The organism is Streptomyces manipurensis (assembly GCF_049570255.1).
GTDB classification, from domain to species: Bacteria; Actinomycetota; Actinomycetes; order Streptomycetales; family Streptomycetaceae; genus Streptomyces; species Streptomyces manipurensis.
This window is the reverse complement of the sequence record NZ_CP186950.1, coordinates 2,715,941-2,736,473: the sequence shown is the minus strand read 5'-3', so window position 1 is coordinate 2,736,473 and position 20,533 is coordinate 2,715,941. Positions and strand designations below refer to the sequence as shown.

General features: G+C 71.2%; 18 protein-coding genes and 1 tRNA gene. 4 read left to right on the top strand and 15 right to left on the bottom strand.

Translation table 11 applies throughout. The features are described 5' to 3' along the window. Positions 1–24 precede the first annotated feature (24 nt). Genes ACPU2J_RS12475 through ACPU2J_RS12460 form a run of 4 tightly spaced genes read right to left on the bottom strand, consistent with a single transcriptional unit; the run spans position 25 to position 4,547 of the window. Complete coding sequence (locus ACPU2J_RS12475; protein ID WP_365137631.1) at positions 25–1,380, bottom strand: GH1 family beta-glucosidase; 1,356 nt, start codon at positions 1,378–1,380, stop codon at positions 25–27. Continuing rightward, positions 1,377–2,201, bottom strand: a complete 825-nt coding sequence (locus tag ACPU2J_RS12470; protein WP_365076943.1) for a carbohydrate ABC transporter permease — start codon at positions 2,199–2,201, stop codon at positions 1,377–1,379. The genes ACPU2J_RS12475 and ACPU2J_RS12470 overlap by 4 nt, the downstream gene beginning before the upstream one ends. Then, the gene (locus tag ACPU2J_RS12465; protein WP_420080722.1) at positions 2,198–3,193 is read right to left on the bottom strand and encodes a carbohydrate ABC transporter permease; all 996 of its coding nucleotides are present in this window, start codon (positions 3,191–3,193) and stop codon (positions 2,198–2,200) included. Before ACPU2J_RS12465 ends, ACPU2J_RS12470 begins: the two co-directional genes overlap by 4 nt. Before the next feature lie 7 nt (positions 3,194–3,200). After that, entirely contained in the window at positions 3,201–4,547 is a 1,347-nt protein-coding gene (locus ACPU2J_RS12460) for an ABC transporter substrate-binding protein (RefSeq protein ID WP_423833257.1), read from the bottom strand. A 103-nt stretch (positions 4,548–4,650) separates the two neighbouring features. Between ACPU2J_RS12460 and ACPU2J_RS12455 the strand changes: the two genes are divergently transcribed. Beyond that, positions 4,651–5,778, top strand: a complete 1,128-nt coding sequence (locus ACPU2J_RS12455) for a LacI family DNA-binding transcriptional regulator (protein WP_423833256.1) — start codon at positions 4,651–4,653, stop codon at positions 5,776–5,778. Between the two features lie 89 nt (positions 5,779–5,867). On the opposite strand, the gene ACPU2J_RS12450 is transcribed toward ACPU2J_RS12455, so the two are convergent. The 4 genes from ACPU2J_RS12450 to ACPU2J_RS12435 all read right to left on the bottom strand — a co-directional run bounded on the left by ACPU2J_RS12450 (position 5,868) and on the right by ACPU2J_RS12435 (position 8,580). Next, positions 5,868–5,940 (bottom strand) — tRNA-His (locus ACPU2J_RS12450). Between the two features lie 108 nt (positions 5,941–6,048). Beyond that, positions 6,049–6,651 carry an oligoribonuclease gene (orn, locus tag ACPU2J_RS12445; RefSeq protein ID WP_361592284.1) on the bottom strand — a complete coding sequence of 201 codons (603 nt, stop codon included), beginning with the start codon at positions 6,649–6,651 and terminating at the stop codon, positions 6,049–6,051. A 104-nt stretch (positions 6,652–6,755) separates the two neighbouring features. Beyond that, on the bottom strand, positions 6,756–7,928 hold the full coding sequence (locus ACPU2J_RS12440; protein ID WP_361592282.1) for a helix-turn-helix domain-containing protein: 1,173 nt from the start codon (positions 7,926–7,928) through the stop codon (positions 6,756–6,758). A gap of 376 nt (positions 7,929–8,304) precedes the next feature. Beyond that, a complete protein-coding gene (locus ACPU2J_RS12435) occupies positions 8,305–8,580 on the bottom strand; it encodes a hypothetical protein (protein ID WP_401163495.1) in 276 nt (91 codons plus the stop codon). A 482-nt stretch (positions 8,581–9,062) separates the two neighbouring features. Here ACPU2J_RS12435 and ACPU2J_RS12430 point away from each other — a divergent pair, with 482 nt between their 5' ends. Continuing rightward, positions 9,063–9,596 (top strand): universal stress protein, encoded by a 534-nt coding sequence (locus ACPU2J_RS12430; RefSeq protein WP_361592278.1) that lies wholly within the window; start codon positions 9,063–9,065, stop codon positions 9,594–9,596. A 98-nt stretch (positions 9,597–9,694) separates the two neighbouring features. Next, a complete protein-coding gene (locus tag ACPU2J_RS12425) occupies positions 9,695–10,264 on the top strand; it encodes an acetate uptake transporter (protein WP_365497333.1) in 570 nt (189 codons plus the stop codon). 73 nt (positions 10,265–10,337) lie between these two features. On the opposite strand, the gene glmS is transcribed toward ACPU2J_RS12425, so the two are convergent. From glmS to ACPU2J_RS12410, 3 genes are all read right to left on the bottom strand, one after another. Continuing rightward, complete coding sequence (glmS, locus tag ACPU2J_RS12420; RefSeq protein WP_361592274.1) at positions 10,338–12,155, bottom strand: glutamine--fructose-6-phosphate transaminase (isomerizing); 1,818 nt, start codon at positions 12,153–12,155, stop codon at positions 10,338–10,340. Positions 12,156–12,221: 66 nt separating this feature from the next. Continuing rightward, positions 12,222–12,497 (bottom strand): hypothetical protein, encoded by a 276-nt coding sequence (locus ACPU2J_RS12415; RefSeq protein ID WP_361592272.1) that lies wholly within the window; start codon positions 12,495–12,497, stop codon positions 12,222–12,224. A gap of 97 nt (positions 12,498–12,594) precedes the next feature. Beyond that, the gene (locus tag ACPU2J_RS12410) at positions 12,595–13,476 is read right to left on the bottom strand and encodes a DUF4429 domain-containing protein (protein WP_391345142.1); all 882 of its coding nucleotides are present in this window, start codon (positions 13,474–13,476) and stop codon (positions 12,595–12,597) included. A gap of 52 nt (positions 13,477–13,528) precedes the next feature. Here ACPU2J_RS12410 and ACPU2J_RS12405 point away from each other — a divergent pair, with 52 nt between their 5' ends. After that, entirely contained in the window at positions 13,529–15,109 is a 1,581-nt protein-coding gene (locus tag ACPU2J_RS12405) for a beta-N-acetylhexosaminidase (RefSeq protein ID WP_423833255.1), read from the top strand. A 156-nt stretch (positions 15,110–15,265) separates the two neighbouring features. Here ACPU2J_RS12405 and ACPU2J_RS12400 read toward each other — a convergent pair whose 3' ends face one another. From ACPU2J_RS12400 to ACPU2J_RS12385, 4 genes are read right to left on the bottom strand one after another with little or no spacing between them, the layout of a single operon-like run. Further along, positions 15,266–17,047 carry an IucA/IucC family protein gene (locus ACPU2J_RS12400; RefSeq protein ID WP_365497331.1) on the bottom strand — a complete coding sequence of 594 codons (1,782 nt, stop codon included), beginning with the start codon at positions 17,045–17,047 and terminating at the stop codon, positions 15,266–15,268. After that, positions 17,044–17,631 (bottom strand): GNAT family N-acetyltransferase, encoded by a 588-nt coding sequence (locus ACPU2J_RS12395; RefSeq protein ID WP_365497329.1) that lies wholly within the window; start codon positions 17,629–17,631, stop codon positions 17,044–17,046. The genes ACPU2J_RS12400 and ACPU2J_RS12395 overlap by 4 nt, the downstream gene beginning before the upstream one ends. Further along, positions 17,628–18,929 (bottom strand): lysine N(6)-hydroxylase/L-ornithine N(5)-oxygenase family protein, encoded by a 1,302-nt coding sequence (locus ACPU2J_RS12390; protein ID WP_420080727.1) that lies wholly within the window; start codon positions 18,927–18,929, stop codon positions 17,628–17,630. Before ACPU2J_RS12390 ends, ACPU2J_RS12395 begins: the two co-directional genes overlap by 4 nt. After that, positions 18,913–20,403, bottom strand: coding sequence for a pyridoxal phosphate-dependent decarboxylase family protein (locus ACPU2J_RS12385; RefSeq protein ID WP_420080728.1), 1,491 nt, complete (start codon positions 20,401–20,403; stop codon positions 18,913–18,915). Before ACPU2J_RS12385 ends, ACPU2J_RS12390 begins: the two co-directional genes overlap by 17 nt. Positions 20,404–20,533: the final 130 nt, after the last annotated feature.

Genomic DNA, 20,533 nt, shown 5'->3' with positions numbered 1-20,533 from the left:
GGGGTGCGCTGCCGGGCGGCCGGCTCAGAGGGCTCCCTCCCGGGCCAGCCGTGCGTACCAGTGGGCGCTGGCGCGCGGGGTGCGGATCTGGGTCTCGTAGTCGACGTGCACGATGCCGAAGCGTTTGTCGTATCCGTAGGCCCACTCGAAGTTGTCCAGCAGGGACCACAGGAAGTAGCCCTCCACGGGAGCGCCTTCCGCCGTGGCGCGGTGGACGGCGGCGAGGTGGGACTCCAGGTAGGCGATGCGCTGCGGGTCGTCGAGGTCCGGGGCGTAGGCCGCGCCGTTCTCGGTGACGAGCAGCGGCAGGCCGGGGGCCTCCCGGGTGAAGCGCATCAGCAGGTCGTACAGGCCGCTCGGGTCGATGGACCAGCCCATGTCGGTGCGGTCGCCCGGGGGCTGGTGGAAGGCCACCGTGTCCGCGGCCGGCCAGGGGGAGTGCTCGGCCGCTCCGTGGCCGTCGGCGCGGGTGACGTTCCCGTCCGGGGCCGCCGAGACCAGTGCCGGGGTGTAGTAGTTCACGCCCAGGAAGTCCAGCGGCTGGTGGATCAGGGCCTCGTCGCCGGGGCGGACGAAGGACCAGTCCGTCAGTGCGGCGGTGTCGGCGAACAGGTCCTTCGGGTAGGCGCCGTGGAGCAGGGGCCCGGTGAAGATCCGGTTGGCCAGTGCGTCGACGCGGCGGGCCGCGTCGAGGTCGGCGGCGGAGTCGGTCAGCGGGCGTACGGCGCTCGGGTTGAGGGCGATGCCGACGCGGGCCCCGGCGGGCAGGGCGGCGGCGGCCAGGCCGTGGGCCAGGTTGAGGTGGTGCGCGGCGCGCAGGGAGTCGGCGGGCGAGGTGCGGCCGGGGGCGTGCACCCCGGAGGCGTAGCCGAGGAAGGCGCTGCACCAGGGCTCGTTGAGGGTGGTCCACAGCTCCACGCGGTCGGCCAGCGACTGCGCGACCCGGGTGGTGTATTCGGCGAAGGCGTGGGCCGTCTCCCGCTCGGGCCAGCCCCCGGCGTCCTCCAGTTCCTGCGGGAGGTCCCAGTGGTACAGGGTCACGCAGGGGCGGATGCCGTGGGCGAGCAGCTCGTCGACGAGCGCGTCGTAGAAGCCGATCCCGCCGGCGAGCACGCGCGGCCAGGAGACCGAGAACCGGTAGGCCGTCAGGCCCAGCTCGGCCATCAGCCGGACGTCCTCCCGCCACAGGCGGAAGTGGTCGGCGGCCACCTCGCCGGTGTGTCCGCCGAACACCTTGCCCGGCGTGCGGCAGAAGGTGTCCCAGATGCACGGCCCCCGCCGGTCGGCCGCCCCTTCGATCTGGAAGGCCGCGGTGGCCGTCCCCCACATGAACCCCTCGGGGAAGCGGAGTTCCCCCCTGCCCGTGGCTTTCACCGTCATCCCTTCACCGCTCCCTGCATGATGCCGCCGACGATCTGGCGGCCGAAGACGAGGAACACCAGCAGCAGCGGGAGCGTGCCCAGCAGCGCGCCCGCCATGATCACCGACTGGTCCGGTATGTAGCCGCGGCCCAGCCCGGTCAGGGCCACCTGCACCGTCGGGCTGCCGTTCTGGGTCAGCGCGACGATCGGCCAGAAGAAGTCGTTCCATGCCATGACGAAGGTCAGCATCCCGAGGACCGCCATCGCCGGCCGTGCCGCGGGGAACACCACGTGCCACATGACCCGCAGCGAGCTCGCGCCGTCGGTCCGCGCGGCCTCCACCAGCTCCATCGGCAGCGCGTGCACCAGGTACTGCCGCATGAAGAAGACCCCGAAGGCGCACACCAGCGACGGCAGGACCACCGCTTGCAGGCGGTCGGTCCACGACAGCTCCGCGACGAGCATGTAGAGCGGTACGACGCTCAGCTGCGGCGGGATCAGCATCGTCCCGACCACCAGCGAGAGCAGCACCCGCCGCCCGCGGAAGCGGAGTTTGGCGAAGGCGAAGCCCGCCAGGGTGGAGAAGAGCACCGTCCCGGCGGTGACCGTGCCCGCGACGATCACCGTGTTCAGCAGGGCCGTCCCCATGTTGGCGTCGGTCCAGGCGATCTGCAGGTTGCGGCCCAGGTTCCCGCCGAACCAGAACGGCGGCGGGGTCTGTGCCAGCCGGGTGTTGGTGCGTGACGCCGCGATCGCCGTCCACACGAGGGGGAAGAGCGAACCGGCGGTGAACAGGGCGAGCACCACGTAGGTGAGCCGGCCCGCGCGCAGGGCCCTCATGCGGTGTCCTTCCGTCCGCGCAGCAGCCGCGCCGCTCCGGCGATCAGCAGCAGGATCAGGAACATCGCCCACGCGATCGCCGAGGCCCGCCCGAGGTGCAGGTTCACCCAGCCCTGTTCGTACAGGTAGAGCCCGAGGGTCTGGAACTGGTGGTCGGAGCCGCCCGTCGCGCCCGCCCCGCCGTTGAACAGCAGCGGCTCCCCGAAGAGCTGCGTCGCCCCGATCGTCGACACCACGCAGGTGAAGAGGATCGTCGGCCGCAGCGAGGGCACGGTGACGTGGAGGAACTGCTGCCACCGGGAGGCGCCGTCCAGCGCGGCCGACTCGTACAGCTCGCCCGGTACGGCCTGCATGGCCGCCAGGTAGATCAGCGCGTTGTAGCCGGTCCAGCGCCAGATCACGATGGTGGAGACCGCGAGCTGCGAGGCGAAGGTGCCGTTCTGCCAGTCGACCGCGTCGAGACCGACCGTCGACAGGGCCCAGTTGACCATCCCGTAGTCCCGTCCGAAGAGCAGGACGAACACGAGCGTGGCGGCGGCGACCGAGGTGGCGTACGGGGTGAGCACCGCGACCCGGAAGAACGCCGAGCCGCGCAGCCGGTAGTTGAGCAGATGGGCGAGGCCCAGGGCGATCGCCAGCTGCGGCACCGTCGACAGCAGCCCGATGGTGACGGTGTTGCGCAGGGCGTTCCAGAAGAACTCGTCGTCCCACAGCCGGGTGAAGTTGCGCAGCCCCACCCAGGTCATGGTGTCGGGGTCGGTCAGCTCCACCTGGTGCAGTGCCGCCCAGCCCGTGTACAGCAGCGGGAACAGCCCGAAGGCGGCGAAGAAGAGGAAGAAGGGCGCCACGAAGGCGTACGGGCTCCAGCGCAGGTCCCAGCGGTAGCGGCGGGACCGCCACGCCTGGCCCCGCCGGTCCCGGCCGCCCCCCTCCGCCGCCGGCCGCTTCGGGGCCGCGGCGGAGGGGGACAGGACAGCCGTCTCGTCCGTCACCGCTGTCTCACTGGTCCAGGGCGTTGTCGATGGCCTTCACCGCGGCCTCCCAGCCCTCCTGCGGGCTGCGGCCCTTCTGGTCGACCTGGAGCATCCCGATGTCCGCCAGGTTCTGCGCGATCACCAGGTCCTTGGGCCCGACCACCGTCACCGGCACGCCCTGCGCCGCCTTGGAGAAGATCTCGCCGATGGGGGCGCCGCCGAAGTAGGCGTGCTGCGCACCCGAGACCGCCGGCAGCGCGTACGCGGCGCTCGCGCTGGGGAAGCTGCCCCGCTTCTCGAAGAGCTTCGCCTGCTGCGCCGGGGCCGTCAGCCAGGCCGCGAGCCTGGCCGCCTCCTCGGCGTGCTTGCCGGCCTTGGGGACGACGAGGAAGGAACCGCCCCAGTTGCTGGGCTTGGGCGCCTGCGCCACGTCCCACTTGTCCTTGCCCGCCGGGCCGGCCTTGTCCTGGATGTAGCCGAGCATCCAGGCCGGGCAGGACACCGTCGCGAAGGAGCCGTTCGCGAAGCCCTGGTCCCAGCCCGGGGTGAACTGCTGCAGCTTGGCGCTGAGCCCCTCCGTGGCGAAGGAGGCGGCCAGGTCGAACGCCCCGCGCACCGCCGGGTTCGTCTTGTAGACGACCTTGCCCTGGTCGTCGTAGAACCGTTGCGCGCTGCTGCCCGTCACCGCGGCCATGACACCCGAGGCCGAGTCGACGAAGGCCTTGCCGTCGCCGGCCTTCGCCTTGTAGGCCTTGCCCGTCTCCAGGTACTTGTTCCAGTCGCCCGCCCACAGCGCCCCGACGGCCTCGCGGTCGCCGGGCAGGCCGGCCGCCTCGAAGAGGTCCTTGCGGTAGCAGATGCCCTGCGGGCCGATGTCGGTGCCGAGGCCGACGGTCGCCCCGCCCTTGGACGCGGGCGCGGTGCCCTGTGCCCACTTCCACGGCAGGTAGGCGGCCTTGTCGACGCCGGGCGTCTTGCCGAGGTCCACGAGCTTGTCGGCCTGGGTGGCGGTGATCTCGGCGATGTTGTTGACCTCGACGGCCTGGATGTCGGCGAGGCCGGCGCCCGTGCCCAGGTGGGTGAGGAGCTGGGGGTAGTAGTTCTCGTTGCGCTCGATGGAGGTCTGCTCGATGCGGATGCCGGGGTTCTGGGCCATGTACTCGTCGTAGAGCCCGGCCTCCTGGAGGCCGAAGGCCCCGAAGACGCCGACGGTCAGGGTCAGCCGCGCCTTGTCCCCGGACGGGGCGCCGCTCGGCCCGGAGGCCTCCTTCGGGTCCTGTGCGCAGCCGGACAGCAGCAGGGACGCCGCTGCGGCCGCGCTGACCGCGCTGACGAGGGCTCTTCGGGAACGGGCTCGGGCTCGGACTCGCATGGTGCTTCCTCCCTGAAGGACGAAACGTGCCGGGTGTCGTGTGACACAGTGTGGGAGCGCTCCCACAGTCGTCAAGAGGTAGATTCACAACCGGGAGGAAGCCATGAACGGGCATGGGCGCAGTGGGGGACGGCCGACCCTCGAAGAGGTCGCGGCGCGCGCCGGAGTCGGGCGCGGCACGGCCTCCCGGGTGATCAACGGATCCTCCAGGGTCAGTGAGCAGACCAGGGCCGCCGTCGAGGCGGCCGTGGCCGAGCTGGGCTACGTCCCGAACCGCGCGGCGCGGGCCCTCGCCGCGAACCGTACCGACGCCGTCGCCCTGGTGATCCCCGAGCCCGAGGCCCGCTTCTTCGCCGAGCCCTACTTCTCCGCGGTGGTCAGCGGGGTCGGCGCCGCCCTCGCCGAGACCGACATCCAGCTCGTGCTGACCCTGGCCGGCAGCGACCGCGAGCGCCGCCGCCTCGCGCAGTACCTCTCCGGCCACCGGGTCGACGGGGTGCTGCTGGTCTCCGTCCACGCCGACGACCCGCTTCCCGACCTGCTGGCCGAGCTGGGCATCCCCACGGTGATCAGCGGCCGGCGCTCGGCCGCCGAGACCCTGCCCTGCGTGGACTCCGACAATCTGGCCGGTGCCGCCGACGCCGTGCGCCACCTCCTCGACCGGGGGCGCCGTACGATCGCCACGATCACCGGCCCGCTGGACGTGTACGGGGCCCAGTGCCGCCTCGACGGCTACCGGCAGGCCCTCGCGGCCGCGGGCCGCCCCGCCGACGCGGAGCTGGTCGCGGTCGGCGACTTCACCGAGGAGGGCGGCGGCCGGGCCATGCGCGAGCTCCTGGCGCGCCGCCCCTCGCTCGACGCGGTCTTCGCCGCCTCGGACGTGATGGCGGCCGGTGCCCGCCGCGAGCTGCGCGCGGCCGGGCGGCGGATCCCGCAGGACGTCGCGCTGGTCGGCTTCGACGACTCGGTGGTGGCCCGCCACATGGACCCGCCGCTGACCAGCGTCCGCCAGCCGATCGAGGAGATGGGCCGGACCATGGCACGGATGCTGCTGGAGCACGTCTACGGGAAGCGGGCCGCCGGGGCCGCCGCGGACGGGACCGCGGCCGAGCACGGGACCGCGGCCGAGCACGGGACCGCCGCGGACGGGTACGCGGACACCGGCGGGGCCGGCCGGGACGGTTCCGCGGTCGTCCTGCCGAACCGGCTCGTGGTCCGGGAGTCCTCCTGACCGGCGGCCGGCTCACGCCGGCTCGGGCGACCTGGCCCGCGCATGCAGAAGGCCCCGGTCCGCTTCCGCGTACCGGGGCCTTCCCGCAGGGTGAGTGACGGGACTTGAACCCGCGGCCACCTGGACCACAACCAGGTGCTCTACCAACTGAGCTACACCCACCATGTCCGGTCGGAGAACCGACCGGCCGAAGAAAAGGGTACAGGGTCCGGGAGGGTGCTCGCTCCACCCTTTTCCCGCACCCCCCTCCGGAGGGCCGCGGCCGTCGGGTCAGGCGCCCGGCGCGGTGTGCCGGGCGGCGATGCTGCGGGCCGTGTCCGAGTCGGGGCCGGGCTGGGGCACGAAGACCGCGTCCCGGTAGTACCGCAGCTCGGTGATGGAGTCCTTGATGTCGGCCAGCGCCCGGTGGTTGCCGTTCTTCGGCGGGCTGTTGAAGTACGCCCGGGGGTACCAGCGGCGCGCCAGCTCCTTGACCGAGGACACGTCCACGATCCGGTAGTGCAGGTAGCTCTCCAGGGCGGCCATGTCGCGCAGCAGGAAGCCGCGGTCGGTGCCGACCGAGTTCCCGCACAGCGGCGCCTTGCGGGGCTCCTTGACGTGCTCCCGGACGTAGGCGAGGACCTGCGCCTCGGCGTCGGCGAGCGTCGTTCCGCCGGCCAGCTCGTCGAGGAGTCCGGAGGCGGTGTGCATCTCGCGGACCACGTCGGGCATGGTCTCCAGGGCGTGGTCCGGCGGGCGGATCACGATGTCCACGCCCTCGCCGAGCACGTTGAGTTCCGAGTCGGTGACCAGCGCGGCCACCTCGATAAGTGCGTCGTCCGTCAGCGAGAGCCCGGTCATCTCGCAGTCGATCCACACCATGCGATCGTTCATGTGTCCCACCTTATGCGGTAGGCCGGGGGCCGGACCGCATATGCGGAAGGTCCCCCGTCGGCGGTGGCCGATGGGGGACCTTCGATGCCGTACCCGTCGTGGGGTCAGGCGTGTTCGCGCAGCACCCGGCCCGGGGCGTACAGCTCCGTCACCGTCGGGCCCGCCGCGGCCAGGGCCGCCGCCGCCCGGTGGGGCTGCGGAGTGCGCTGGTGCGGAACCGGCCCGGCCGAGATCTCGGAGACCTGGGCCACGTCCGTCTGCGGCCGCCGCGCCCGGTAGGCGGAGCGGTAGGCGGCCGGGGAGGACCCCAGCTGCCGCCGGAAGTGACCGCGCAGCGCGACCGGCGAACGGAACCCGCAGCGTCCGGCGACCTCGTCGACCGAGTAGTCGGAGGTCTCCAGCAGCCGCTGTGCCTGGAGCACCCGCTGGGTGATCAGCCACTGGAGCGGCGCGCTGCCGGTGAGCGAGCGGAAGCGCCGGTCGAAGGTGCGCCTGCTCATGTAGGCGCGGGCGGCGAGGGTCTCCACGTCGAACTGCTCGTGGAGGTGTTCCAGCGCCCAGGCGACGACCTCGGCCAGCGGGTCGGCGCCGATCTCCTCCGGCAGCGACCGGTCGAGGTAGCGCTCCTGTCCGCCGGTGCGGCGGGGCGGTACGACGAGCCGGCGGGCCAGGGCTCCGGCCGCCTCGCTGCCGTGGTCCGTCCGCACGATGTGCAGGCACAGGTCGATTCCGGCCGCGGTGCCCGCGGAGGTGAGCACGTCGCCGTCGTCGACGAAGAGTTCGCGCGGGTCGACGTGGACGGACGGGTACCGCTTGGCCAGCGTCGGCGCGTACATCCAGTGCGTCGTCGCGGGCCGTCCGTCGAGCAGACCGGCGGCGGCGAGCACGAAGGCCCCCGTGCACAGTCCGACGATCCGGGCGCCCTCCTCGTGCGCCAGACGCAGCGCGTCGAGCGCCTCCGGCGGCGGCGGTGAGGTGATGGAGCGCCATGCGGGCACGACGACCGTGCCTGCCCGGGCGATCGCCTCCAACCCGTACGGCGCGGTCAGTTCGAGTCCGCCGGTGGTCCGGAGCGGACCGTCCTCCCCGGCGCACACGAGCAGTCGGTAGCGTGGAACTCCCGCGTCCTGCCGGTCAATGCCGAACACGGATAGTGGAATGGAACTCTCGAAGATCGGTCCGCCGCTGAACAGCAGCACCGCGACGATCTCCCTGCGGCGACGCCCCGCGAGCTTCCGTCCCGCGTCCGCGACGACGGCGGTGGAATCCTGGCTCATGGCGCTAAGCCCCCCTTGGGTGTCGCGACTCCTTGGTCTGGTCGCACCTGCACGTTTCCCCTCGGCCTTGCACGTGGATCCCCCGCCGTAAATACATGATCGAATCTACTGCGTCCCGTGGTGTCGGCGTGACAAGTTCAGCACGCAGCGCTATGTCGACTTCTCAACTTGGCGAAAAGCATTCGATCAGGAAGGGTTCCACTCCGCTACCCGGGTGGGAAGCGCGTCCCCCGGTCGTGGCCAGTACCCGTACGGCCAGGAAGCGCCCTGCGGAGTGTCGTCGCTGGTGGTGGGGCGGTTGGGGGGACATTCCGGCAAGGGGGGCACCTTGCCGGGAAGTTGGCTGAAAACATGCGGGTGTGGGTGTGCGAACGAGTCAGTCGTGCGGGGATGCCGGGCCGGAGGCGCCGCAGCCGCGGCGGTTCCCGGCCCCCGCCCGGGAGTGGCGGCCCCGGGCTCCCGCCGGAAGCCGGTCCTCCGCCGGCACCCGCGCCAGGGAACGCCCGGCCTCCTCCGACCGGCGCAGCAGGGTGCGGCAGGCCGCCGTGACCGCGAACAGGCCGAGGGTGGCGACGGCCGCCCCGCCGAACGAGGTTCCGTAGACCACGAGGACCACGGGAACCAGCAGGCAGCTGAAGGCGGCCCAGCGCACGACGTCACCCGCAGGGTCCTCGTGGGGCCGTCCGGAGGGTGGCACGGACGGGTGAACGGACGGACGTCCGGCGGGGTCGAACCGCCGCCCCGGATCGGGGAAGCGGACGGGCTGCGTCGGCTGAGCTGGTTGGACGGGGTGGACCGGATGGCCGGGCACGGCGTACTCCCTGCGGGCTCTTCGCTCAAGGTCGGACGCATGTCCCAACGGCGCGCGGTGGGGCTCGGTCACTGCGCGCACGGGTGGCAACTCCCCCTCTCGTCACTGGCTGTAGGGGGCAGCGGACATTGCCAAGGCGCTCTCGCTCCGGCATGCTCCCTGGGACGCTCTCCAAGTGCGGCAAGCCCTGTGCAGGACAGGAGTGTCGCCGTACCCTGGTGGGTATGGGCTTGGGAAGATGCTTCCCGGACAGAGCTCCGTCACCCTGCGTCGCCGATTTCGCCCCTGTCGCTTCCTCCAAGGACCTCTTCGCCGAGACACCCATGGCCGGTCACGAATTCTCCGAACCCGCGGACCGCAAGCGCAAACGGCTCGCCGACCCCGCGTCCGCCGCCGAGCCGCGCGCGGCGGAACAGACACGCTCGCCCTGCGATCCGGCCTTCCGGCACGGGGTCGTGGTGGGTTTCGACGGCTCCACCTCCAGTGAGCGCGCGCTCGCGTACGCGATCGGCATGGCCCGGCGCTCGGGGTCGGGGCTGATCATCGTCCACGTGGCCAACCGGCTGCCCACGACCGTGTGGGCGGGCTGCGAGCCGCCCGTCTTCGTGGACGTGCCGGACCACCGCACCGAGGTGCTCGGGCTGGAGCTTGCGTGCGCCGACTATTTGGCGGAAGTGCCCTGGATCCTGGTCGAGCGCGGCGGTGACATCTGCCATGAGCTGGAGGAGGTAGGCCGGGAGTATTCGGCCGACGCCATCGTGGTGGGATCCACCCACGGCATCGTGGGCCGGATCTTCGGGTCGGTCGCGGGGCGACTGGCCAAGCGCGCACAGCGACCGGTTGTTGTCATTCCGTGACCGGCTGTTAAGTCGATTGTGCGGTTGTGCACCCGTGTAAAGGGTAGATAAATGCTGCTGGGACGCAGCAAACAACTGCAGATCGAAGGGAGCCCGCCGTGGACAATGGTGTCTCTGCGGGAAGCACGGCCTCGACCTCGACCCTCGGGCACATCGCCCTGGGTCTCACCCTTCTCGCATTCGGTATCGGCCACACCGGTGTCATCGACGGCGTGACCGCTGCCGGCTCCGTGTCGCTCGCGACGTACGTCGGCGGTCTCGCCCTGTTCGTGCTCGGACTCCTGGAGTTCCGCGGCGGCAACGGATTCAACGGCACGGCGTTCGCGGGCCTCGGGGCCTTCTGGTTCACCTGGGCCGCCGGAGCAGACGGAAAGGTTTCCGCAGACGCCGCCGGAAGCTTCCTCGTCCTGTTCGCCCTCCTCGGCGTCACCCTCACCGTGGGCGCCGCGAGCGGCCTGTTCGGACAGGGCGTGTACGGCCTGTTCACCCTCTCCCTGCTGCTCCTGGCGATAGGCGCCTTCGCCGGCAACAGCATGCTGGCCAAGGTGGCCGGCTGGGTGGCCGCGGTCGCCGGCCTGCTGGCCTGGTACGGAGCCACCGCGGCCCTCGCCCACTGGCCGATGGCCTTCGGCAGGTCCGCCGGCCGCGGCGCGGTGGCCACGGGCTGACCCGAGCGGCAGCCACGGCGGACACACGTACGGCCCCCGGGGATCCCGGGGGCCGTACACGTGCGGGGTGCGACTACTCGACCGTGACGGACTTCGCCAGGTTGCGCGGCTTGTCGATGTCCCGGCCCATGGCCAGGGCCGTGTGGTACGCGAGCAGCTGGAGCGGGATGCCCATGAGGATCGGGTCGAGCTCGTCCTCGTTCTTCGGGACCACGATCGTGTGGTCGGCCTTCTCCTGCTCGCGGTGGGCGACCGCGAGGATCCGGCCGCTGCGGGCCTTGATCTCCTCCAGCGCCGCGCGGTTCTTCTCCAGCAGGTCGTCGTCCGGGACGATCGCGACCGTCGGCAGCGAGGGCTCGATCAGGGCCAGCGGGCCGTGCTTGAGCTCGGAGGCCGGGTAGGCCTCGGCGTGGATGTAGGAGATCTCCTTCAGCTTGAGGGAGGCCTCCAGGGCCACCGGGTAGCCGCGGACCCGGCCGATGAACATCATCGACTTGGCCTCGGCGAACTCGGCCGCCAGCTTCTTGATGTCCTCTTCGCCGTCGAGGATCTCCTGGATCTGCGCGGGCAGTCGGCGCAGGCCGTCGATGATCCGCTTGCCGTCGGTGACCGAGAGGTCCCGGATGCGGCCCAGGTGCACGGCGAGCAGCGCGAAGGCGACGACCGTGTTGGTGAAGCACTTGGTGGAGACGACGCAGACCTCGGGGCCGGCGTGCACGTACACGCCGCCGTCGGCCTCGCGGGCGATGGCGGAGCCGACCACGTTGACCACGCCGAGGACGCGGGCGCCCTTGCGCTTGAGCTCCTGGACGGCGGCGAGCACGTCGTAGGTCTCACCGGACTGGGAGACCGCGATGTAGAGGGTGTCGGGGTCGACGACCGGGTTGCGGTAGCGGAACTCCGAGGCCGGCTCGGCGTCCGCGGGGATGCGGGCCATGCCCTCGATGAGGCCGGCGCCGATCAGGCCCGCGTGGTACGAGGTGCCGCAGCCGAGGATCTTGACCCGGCGGATGCCGCGCGCCTCGCGCGGGTCCAGGTTCAGGCCGCCGAGGTGGACGGTGTTGAAGCGGTCGTCGATCCGGCCGCGCAGCACGCGGTCGACCGCGTCGGGCTGCTCGGAGATCTCCTTGTGCATGTAGGTGTCGTGGCCGCCCATGTCGTAGGAGGCGGCCTCCCACTCGACGGTCTCCGGGGTGGAGTTGGTCGTCGTTCCGCTGGTGGTGTAGGTGCGGAAGTCGTCGGCCTTGAGGGTGGCCATCTCGCCGTCGTTGAGGGTGACGACCTGGCGGGTGTGGGCGATGAGCGCGGCCACGTCGGAGGCGACGAGCATCTCCTTCTCGCCGATGCCCAGGATGACGGGGGAGCCGTTGCGGGCGACGACGATGCGGTCGGCGAAGTCGGAGTGCATGACGGCGATGCCGTAGGTGCCCTCGATGACCTTGAGCGCCTCGCGGACCTTCTCCTCCAGGCTGTCGGCCTGGGAGCGGGCGATGAGGTGGGTGATCACCTCGGTGTCGGTCTCGGACGCGAAGACGACGCCCTCGCCCTCCAGCTTGGCGCGCAGCTCGGCGGCGTTGTCGACGATGCCGTTGTGGACGACCGCGACCTTGTTCTCCGGGTCCAGGTGCGGGTGCGAGTTGATGTCGCTCGGCGCGCCGTGGGTGGCCCAGCGGGTGTGGGCGATGCCGGTGGTCCCGGCGAAGCGCTTGGGGACGCGGGCCTCGAGGTCGCGGACGCGGCCCTTGGCCTTGACCATCTTGAGCGCGCCGGCCTTCGGGCTGTTCACGACGATGCCCGCGGAGTCGTAGCCGCGGTACTCGAGCCGCGCCAGGCCTTCCAGCAGCAGCGGTGCCACGTCACGCTTTCCGATGTAACCGACGATTCCGCACATAAGGTCTTGCCCCTCCTGAAGTTCGGTTCGTGGTGCCCGTCCGCGGTCGCTCCGGCGGTGGCCGGCTCAGCCGTAGACGATGCGGCGCAGCTGCCGGAGCGAGAGCTCCGGGGGTGCCACGGCGCGGTGCGGCAGTTCCGCCGCGATCCGGTCGAAGATCTCGGCGTTCACCGCTCCGCCGGCCTGGAGTTCGCGATGGCGGCGGCGGACGAAGTCCTCCGTCGTCTCGTCGAAGTAGGCGAGCACGTCGAGGACCACCCGGGCGGCTTCGCCCCGCTGCAGCGGGGTGCTGCGCACCAGGTGTTCGACGAGGTCGTCGTAGGACGGTCGGCGGTCGAGCACCCGTAGATACTGACGTCTTGCGCTCCCGAGTGCAAAGATCCTGCCCGATATCGGGCAGGATCCTTATGGTCTGGACCAGCGGAATGGATGCATCCGGTCAGAATCTCCGCAAAACGGCCTGCTTCGCCGCGGTGAACTCGTCGGCCGTGAGGATCCCCGACCGGTGCAGTTCCCCCAGCTCCCGCAGCCGCCGCAGCAGGGTGTCGTGGTCCTCCGCCGTGGAGGCGGCCGGCGCGGCGAGCACCGCGACGGCCTCCTCGGCCGGGGCCGCGGGCCGCGCCGCCGGGTGCGGCAGCCGGACCGCCACGGCCGCCGCGACCAGGGCCATCAGCGGGTCCTTCTTGAAGCCGAAGAGCTCCACCGTGTACGGGTCGTACTTGGGCGCGGCGGCCTGGCCGGCGCCCGCCAGGGTGAACCGGAGCCAGCCGTTCTCCAGCCCCTTCGACGGCGCCCACTCCACCGCCCGCAGGTCCGCGACCCGGAACTCGCGCGGCCCGCCGGAGCTCTTGGCCTCCTCCGTGGTCCAGTTCCACTCCAGCACGATCCGGTCCCCGTCGAAGGCGACGCTCCCGTCGCCCGCGCCCACCGAGATCGGCACGGCCGGGCCCGGCAGGACGTACGCGTCGCAGGCGCCGGGATCGACCTGGTCCAGCAGCAGGGCGTTGCGGACCGCGTCCACGAAGTACTCGGCCACCCCCGTGCGGTCCGGCTCCACGGTCAGCCGGTACGGGTCGGAGCCCTCCGGCAGCCGTCCCCCGGTCACCTGGAGGAGGGGGTCGGCGCCCTCCCGCAGCCGGAGCCGCAGCCGGCCCGCCTTGCGGCCGGGTTCGAACGAGATCCCCGCCAGCGCCCGCAGCGGTACGACCACCTCGCCGAGGTTCTGCCGCAGCAGCGCGACCCCCTTGTCCCGGCCGGGCACGATGCGCACCGCGTCGCCGTCGAACGTCCAGGTTCCGTCCTTCTGGATGATTTCCGCCATTCGGCGATTCTCCCACCGCCCCCGACGGGCCAGTTGGCCTATACCTGGGCTCATGAGAGTCCTGCGTCGCGCGCTCGGCACCCTCCTCGTCCTCGGTGCCGTCTCCTGCACCGCCGCCCAGACCGGCGACGCGCGGGCGGGCGACGATCCGCCCGCCGCCCTCACCCCGTTCGAACGGCTGCTGCCGGCCCCCCTCTCCGTGCGGGCGGGCGGTCCCGGCTACTCCTTCGGCCCGGGCACGGTCATTCGTACCGGCCCCGGAGCGGGCGCGGAGGTCCGGCGGGTGGGCGAGCTCCTGGCCGGGCAGCTGCGCGGCCCGGACGGCCCGGAGCTGCCGGTGGTCGCGGGGGTCCGGGGCGACGGGATCCGGCTGCGCGTGGACGGGGCGGAGGACGGGCTGGGGGACGAGGGCTACCGGCTGGTGTCCGCACCCGGCGGGGTCGACATCGTCGCGCGGACGCCGGCCGGGCTGTTCCGCGGCGGGCAGACCCTGCGCCAGCTGCTGCCCGTGTCCGGACCGGGCACCGTGCCGGGCGGCACGGTCACCGACCGGCCGCGGTTCGCGTACCGGGGGGCCATGGTCGACATCGCCCGGCACTTCTTCACCGTGGAGCAGGTCAAGCGGTACGTCGACCAGCTCGTCCCGTACAAGGTGAACACCCTGCACGTGCACCTCACCGACGACCAGGGGTGGCGCCTCGCGATCGACTCCTGGCCCCGCCTCGCGCAGTACGGGGGCGCCGGCGAGGTCGGCGGCGGACCCGGCGGCCACTGGACGAAGGAGGAGTACCGCGAGCTGGTGGCCTACGCGGGCGAGCGCTACGTGGACGTGGTCCCCGAGATCGACATGCCGGGGCACACCAACGCCGCGCTCGCCTCCTACGCCGAGCTCAACTGCGACGGCAAGGCACCGCCGCGGTACACGGGCGTCAAGGTGGGCTTCAGCTCGCTGTGCGTGGCGAAGGAGCGGACCTACGCGTTCGTGGACGAGGTGCTCGGCGAGCTGGCGGAGCTGACCCCCGGCCGCTACCTGCACATCGGCGGCGACGAGGCGCACGCGACGCCCGCCGCGGACTACGCGGCCTTCATGGACCGGGCGCAGCAGGTGGTGGGGCGGTACGGGAAGACGGTGATGGCCTGGCACCAGCTGGCGGGGGCGCGTCCGGCGCCGGGGGCGGTGCTCCAGTACTGGGGCCACGACCGGACCTCCGCGGCGGACCGGGCGGAGGTGGTGGCGGCGGCGAAGGCCGGGCACCCGCTGGTCCTGTCACCGGCGGACCGGGTGTACCTGGACATGAAGTACGAGGCGGCGACGGGGCCGGGGCTGTCCTGGGCGGGGTACGTCCCGGTGGCCCGGTCGTACTCCTGGGACCCGGGGGCCTATCTGGCCGGGGTGCCGGAGTCCGCGGTGCTCGGGGTGGAGGCCCCGCTGTGGACGGAGAACGTCGCGACGCGGGCCGAGTGGGAGCTGATGGCGTTCCCGCGGGTGCTGGGCCTGGCCGAGCTGGGCTGGTCCCCGGCGGCCGCCCTGGACTGGACCGCGTACAGCAGGCGGCTTGCGGCGCAGGGACCCCGGATGGAGGCGCAGGGGATCGGCTTCCACCGCTCCCCGGACGTGCCCTGGAGCCGGTGACCGCCGGGGCGGGGCGGGCGGGATGTGACGTGGCGCAGGGGAGTGGGGCGGGGGCCGAGCGCGAAGAGGGCCATCTGACATCGCGCCCGCGCCCCCGCACCGTCGGTGCGGGGGTGGTGCCGAGGGACCGTATCGGCACCACCCCCGCCCCGCGTCTCACCGCCGGGCGTAGGCCGCGACGGGGTTCTTGAGGGTGCCGATCAGCTGGAGCGCGGCGGACGGGTCGGAGAGGTCGACCATCTGCTTGTTGTTGCGCAGCTGGAGGCGGTTGAGGCAGGACAGCTGGAACTCCTCGGCGAAGAAGTCGTAGCGCTCGAACTTCTCCGTGAGGGCCGGCATGGAGTCCTGGTAGTCGTGGGCGCAGTCGGCCACGGCCCGCCAGAACGTCTCCTCGGTGCAGATGCCCTCGGTGACGAGGATGGACGACAGGAAGCGGAAGAAGCAGTCGAAGACGTCGGTGAAGATCGACAGCAGCTTCATGTCCTCCGGGATGTCCGCCCGGATGCGCTCCACCGCGGGCGGCAGCACCGCGTCCGCGTCCATGATGACGATCTCCTCGGCGATGTCCTTGAAGATCGCACGCTGCACCACGCCGTCCTTGATGACGAGGATGGTGTTCTCGCCGTGCGGCATGTACGCGAGGTCGTACTGGTAGAAGCAGTGGACCAGCGGCAGCAGGTAGGCGCGCAGGTACGGCTTCAGCCACTCGGCCGGGGTGAGCCCGGACTCCTCGATCAGGGCGCCGACGAAGGACCTGCCGTCGTCGTCCACGTGCAGGAGCGAGGCCATGGTGGCCAGCCGCTCGCCGTCGCCGAGGGAGTTCACCGGGGACTCGCGCCACAGGGCCGCGAGCATCTTGCGGTACGGCGAGTAGCGGTCGGTGGCGCGCTCGTACTGCAGGTGCCGGTAGCCGATGGCGGCGCGCTCGCGGATGATCGAGAAGTCGACGGACCGCAGGACCTCGTCGGACTCGATCAGCTGGTGCAGCCAGTCGTTGATGGCGGGGGTGGCCTCCATGTAGGCGGCCGACAGGCCCCGCATGAAGCCCATGTTCAGCACCGAGATGGCCGTCTTGACGTAGTGCTTCGTCGGCGTGGTGGTGTTGAAGAACGTGCGGATCGACTGCTGGGGGAGGTAGGCGTCCTCGCCCTCGCCGAGCAGCACCAGCCGCCGGTTCGCGATCTCCGTGGCGAAGGTGATGGTGGTCTTGTTCCACCACTGCCAGGGGTGGACCGGGAAGAACAGGAAGTCCGCCGGGTCCAGGTCCATCGAGCGCAGCTTGGCCGCGAACATCCCGACCGCGGCGTCGCCCAGCTCGTCCCGCATGAAGCTGTCGTGCTCCAGGCCGGCGCCCGCCGTGAAGGTGGCGACGTCCTTGTGGGCGGCGGCCCAGATCAGGTGCACCGGGTTCGCGGCCTCGGGGGCGTACTGGTGGTACTCGTGGACGCCGAAGCCGAGGCGGCCGTTGTTGGCCACGAAGCAGGGGTGGCCCTCGGTCATGCCGGTCTCGATGTCCTGGAAGGAGGACTTGGCGAGCACCTCGGCGGTGACCTGCGGCTTGGTGTACTTGAAGGCCGAGCCGGCGAGGGTGGAGGAGATCTCCTCCAGGTAGACCGGGAGGACCTCGGCGCTGAGCCCCAGCGTCTGCTGGAACTCGATGTGGAAGTCGAGGGCGTCCAGCGGCAGGGAGGCGCCGTCGCGCAGCCGGGTGACGCTCGCGGCGTCCACCGACCAGTGGTCCAGGGCCTGCCGGTCGGCGTCGAAGCGGTACTCCACCGCGCCGTCGTCGGAGACGACCGCGTAGCGGGTGCCGCCGAGGGACACCGGGGTCAGGAGCCGCTCGTGGGCGAACTCCGCGAGGGCCTTGCGAACCAGCGCGCGGTTGGCGCGCTCCCACAGCTCGGGGGAGAGGTGGGAGACGGCTTCGGAGAGGCTCATGCGGACGCTCCCTGGGTGATGCCGGTGGCGGCCTCGAACTGCTCGCGGGTGCAGAAGCTCAGCAGGGCTTCCTTCTCCGGCTTGCGGATCTCGCGCTCGGGCACGAAGCCGACGGCCTCGTTGAGGGCGTGGACGGCCTTGTTGTGCACGTCGGGCTCGACGACCACGCGACGGGTCCGCGGGTCGGCGAAGAGGGCGGCCATCACGGTGGTGATCACGGCGCGGGTGAAGCCGCTGAGCGGCGTCTCCGTCGGCGCGACGAGGAAGTGCATGCCGACGTCGCCGGGCTCCGGGTCGTACAGGCCGACCAGCTCCAGCTCGCGCGGGTCGTAGCTCTCCATCAGGAAGGCCGGGCTGCCCCGGTGCAGGCCGATGAAGGCGTGGTGGTGCTCGTGGGCGGTGATGCGCATGTACTCGCGCTCGACGTCCGGCAGCGAGGCGTCCTGCATCATCCAGAACGAGGCCTTGGGGTGGGTGACCCACCCGTGCAGCAGCTCCGCGTCGGAGAGGGGGTCCAGCGGGCGGATCGCGAAGTCCCCGAGGACCGCGTCCGTACGCGAGTAGAGGGTGTCGGTGGTGCTCATGCGTGCGTGCCTTCCGGGGCGGCGAACTGCTGGAACGCGATGGACTTCTCGACCTTGTAGTACTCGCGGCCGAGCAGCTCACCCACGATGTACGCGTTGCGGTACGCGGCCATGCCCAGGTCGGGGGAGGTGAGGGAGTGGTTGTGGGTGGTGCCGTTCTGCAGGTACACCCCGCGGCCCGTGGTGTCGACGCTGTAGTTGCGGGCGGCGTCGAGGCGGCCGCGCCCGTCGAAGTTGAGGCGGTCGCGCACCGGGTCCAGGAAGTCGGGCGTGCGGTACTTGTAGCCGGTGGCCAGGACCAGGCCCTCGGAGGAGAGGGTGAAGTCCCGCTCCTGCTCCTCCTGGCGCAGCCCCAGGGTGTAGGTGCCCGTGGTGGTGTCGTACGCCGTGCTGTTCAGCGAGGTGTTGGTGAGCAGGGTGGTCGGCACCGCGCCCGGCATCGAGATCTTCTTCTGGTAGAGCAGGTCGAAGATGGCGTTGATCAGGTCGCCGTCGATGCCCTTGAAGAGGTTCTTCTGCTGGGTCTCCAGCCGGTAGCGGGTGTCCTCCGGGAGGGCGTGGAAGTAGTCCACGTACTCGGGGGAGGTCATCTCCAGGGTCAGCTTGGTGTACTCCAGCGGGAAGAAGCGCGGGGAGCGGGTGACCCAGTTGAGCTGGTAGCCGTGGACGTCGATCTCGGCGAGGAGGTCGTAGTAGATCTCCGCGGCGCTCTGGCCGGAGCCGATCAGCGTGATGGACTTCTTCTTCTGCAGCTCGGCCTTGTGGGGCATGTAGGCGGAGTTGTGCAGGAAGTCGCCGCCGAGGCCGGCGCAGGCCTCCGGGACGTACGGGGTGGTGCCGGTGCCGAGGACCAGGCGGCGGGCGCGGTGGGTCTCGCCCTTGTCGGTGCGGACCTCGTAGACGCCGGCCTGCTCGTCGTAGGTGACCTCGGTGACGGAGGTCGAGTACAGGACGTTGTCGAGGCGGTCGGCGGCCCAGCGGCAGTAGTCGTTGTACTCGGCGCGCAGCGGGTAGAAGTTCTCCCGGATGTAGAAGGAGTACAGCCGGTCCTGGTCCTTCAGGTAGTTCAGGAAGGAGAAGGGCGACGTCGGGTCGGCGAGGGTGACCAGGTCCGACATGAACGGCGTCTGCAGGTGCGCGCCGTCCAGGAACATCCCCGCGTGCCACTCGAAGTGCGGCTTCGACTCGATGAACAGGCCGCTCAGCTCGTCGATCGGCGCGGTCAGGCAGGCCAGTCCCAGGTTGAAGGGACCGAGGCCGATGCCGATGAAGTCGAGGGGCTCAGTGGTGGACGGCAAGGGATTCTCCCAGGAACTGCTCGGCGTGTGCGGCGAGGAGGTCGAGGACGGCTGCGATGTCGGCCGTCGTGGTCTGCGGGTTGAGGAGGGTGAACTTCAGGTACTGCTTCCCGTCCACCCTGGTGCCGGCGACGACCGCCTCGCCGGAGGCGAACAGCGCCTTGCGGGCGTGGAGCTGGGCCTCGTCGACGAGGTCGGCGGGGACGTCCTCACCGGGCAGGAAGCGGAAGACCAGGGTGGAGATCTGCGGCTCGACGACCACCTCGAAGCGGGGGTCGGAGGCGATCACGTCGTACCCGGCGGCGGCGAGCGAGACGACCTCGTCGAAGAGCGAGCCGATGCCGTCGGCGCCCATGATGCGCAGGGTCATCCAGAGCTTGAGCGCGTCGAAGCGGCGCGTGGTCTGGATGGACTTGTCGACCTGGTTGGGGATCCGCTCCTCGGCCATGCGGCGCGGGTTGAGGTAGTCCGCGTGGTACGTGGCGTGCTTGAGGGTGTCGCGGTTGCGGACCAGCATGGCGCTGGAGCTCACGGGCTGGAAGAACGACTTGTGGTAGTCGACCGTGACGGAGTCCGCGTGCTCGATGCCGTCGAGGAGGTGCCGGCGGGTGGGGGAGATCAGCAGGCCGCAGCCGTAGGCGGCGTCCACGTGCATCCACGCGGAGTGCTCGGCCGTCAGGCGGGCGATCTCGGGGAGCGGGTCGATGGACCCGAAGTCGGTGGTGCCGGCGGTGGCGACGACGGCCATCGGGAAGAGGCCCTCGGCGGCGCAGTTCTCCAGCTCCAGCGCGAGGACGGAGGTGTCCATGCGCCGGTTGCGGTCCACGGGCACGGAGATGACGGCCTCGTAGCCCAGGCCGAGCATGGCGGCCGACTTCTGCACGCTGAAGTGGCTGGCCTCGGAGGTGAAGATGCGCAGCTTCGGCAGGAGTTCGGCCTTGCTCAGGCCGATGCCCGCGTCCATGGCGCGGCGCATGACGATGCGGCAGGCCTCGTCGCGGGCCAGCAGCAGCGCGTGGAAGTTGGACTGGCTGCCGCCGGAGGTGAAGATGCCGTCCGCGTCGGGGCCGAGGCCGATGCGGCCCGCGGTCCAGTCGATGAGGCGGCGCTCGATGAGCGTGCCGCCGATGGACTGGTCCCAGGTGTCGAGGGAGGAGTTGACGGCGGCCATGACGGCCTCGCCGACCACCGCGGGGATGACGACCGGGCAGTTGAGGTGGCCCAGGTAGCGCGGGTGGTGGAAGTAGACGGCGTCGCGGAGGTAGACGTCCTCCAGCTCGGCGAGCGCGGCGGAGGAGTCGCCGAGCGGGGTGTCGAGGTCGATCCCGTCGATGACCGGGGCGAGTTCGTCGACGGATATGCCGGTGTGGGGCCGTTCGGTGGTGGCGAGCTTGGCGGCGACACGGTCGACGCCCTCGGTGACAGAACGGCGGTAGATATCCGCGGTCGTCTCGTTCAGCAGATGCTGGCGCATCAACTTTCCTCCGGGCAGGGGGGAGAAGGGGAGGGTGTGGTGTGTGATGTTTAGGTTAGCCTAACCTAAACGGAATGACCAAATGAAGATGGGCCCTGGTAGCGACCAGGGCCCATCTCCAACTGCTGTG

Bases quoted from the DNA above. Each gene is read 5' to 3' on its own strand.
- ACPU2J_RS12460 (WP_423833257.1), bottom strand. From the start codon at position 4,547: ATGCGAGTCCGAGCCCGAGCCCGTTCCCGAAGAGCCCTCGTCAGCGCG.
- ACPU2J_RS12470 (WP_365076943.1), bottom strand. From the start codon at position 2,201: ATGAGGGCCCTGCGCGCGGGCCGGCTCACCTACGTGGTGCTCGCCCTG.
- ACPU2J_RS12475 (WP_365137631.1), bottom strand. From the start codon at position 1,380: ATGACGGTGAAAGCCACGGGCAGGGGGGAACTCCGCTTCCCCGAGGGG.
- ACPU2J_RS12440 (WP_361592282.1), bottom strand. From the start codon at position 7,928: ATGAGCCAGGATTCCACCGCCGTCGTCGCGGACGCGGGACGGAAGCTC.
- ACPU2J_RS12400 (WP_365497331.1), bottom strand. From the start codon at position 17,047: ATGAGCCTCTCCGAAGCCGTCTCCCACCTCTCCCCCGAGCTGTGGGAG.
- ACPU2J_RS12455 (WP_423833256.1), top strand. From the start codon at position 4,651: ATGAACGGGCATGGGCGCAGTGGGGGACGGCCGACCCTCGAAGAGGTC.
- orn (WP_361592284.1), bottom strand. From the start codon at position 6,651: ATGAACGATCGCATGGTGTGGATCGACTGCGAGATGACCGGGCTCTCG.
- ACPU2J_RS12430 (WP_361592278.1), top strand. From the start codon at position 9,063: ATGGCCGGTCACGAATTCTCCGAACCCGCGGACCGCAAGCGCAAACGG.
- glmS (WP_361592274.1), bottom strand. From the start codon at position 12,155: ATGTGCGGAATCGTCGGTTACATCGGAAAGCGTGACGTGGCACCGCTG.
- ACPU2J_RS12410 (WP_391345142.1), bottom strand. From the start codon at position 13,476: ATGGCGGAAATCATCCAGAAGGACGGAACCTGGACGTTCGACGGCGAC.
- ACPU2J_RS12395 (WP_365497329.1), bottom strand. From the start codon at position 17,631: ATGAGCACCACCGACACCCTCTACTCGCGTACGGACGCGGTCCTCGGG.
- ACPU2J_RS12405 (WP_423833255.1), top strand. From the start codon at position 13,529: ATGAGAGTCCTGCGTCGCGCGCTCGGCACCCTCCTCGTCCTCGGTGCC.
- ACPU2J_RS12385 (WP_420080728.1), bottom strand. From the start codon at position 20,403: ATGCGCCAGCATCTGCTGAACGAGACGACCGCGGATATCTACCGCCGT.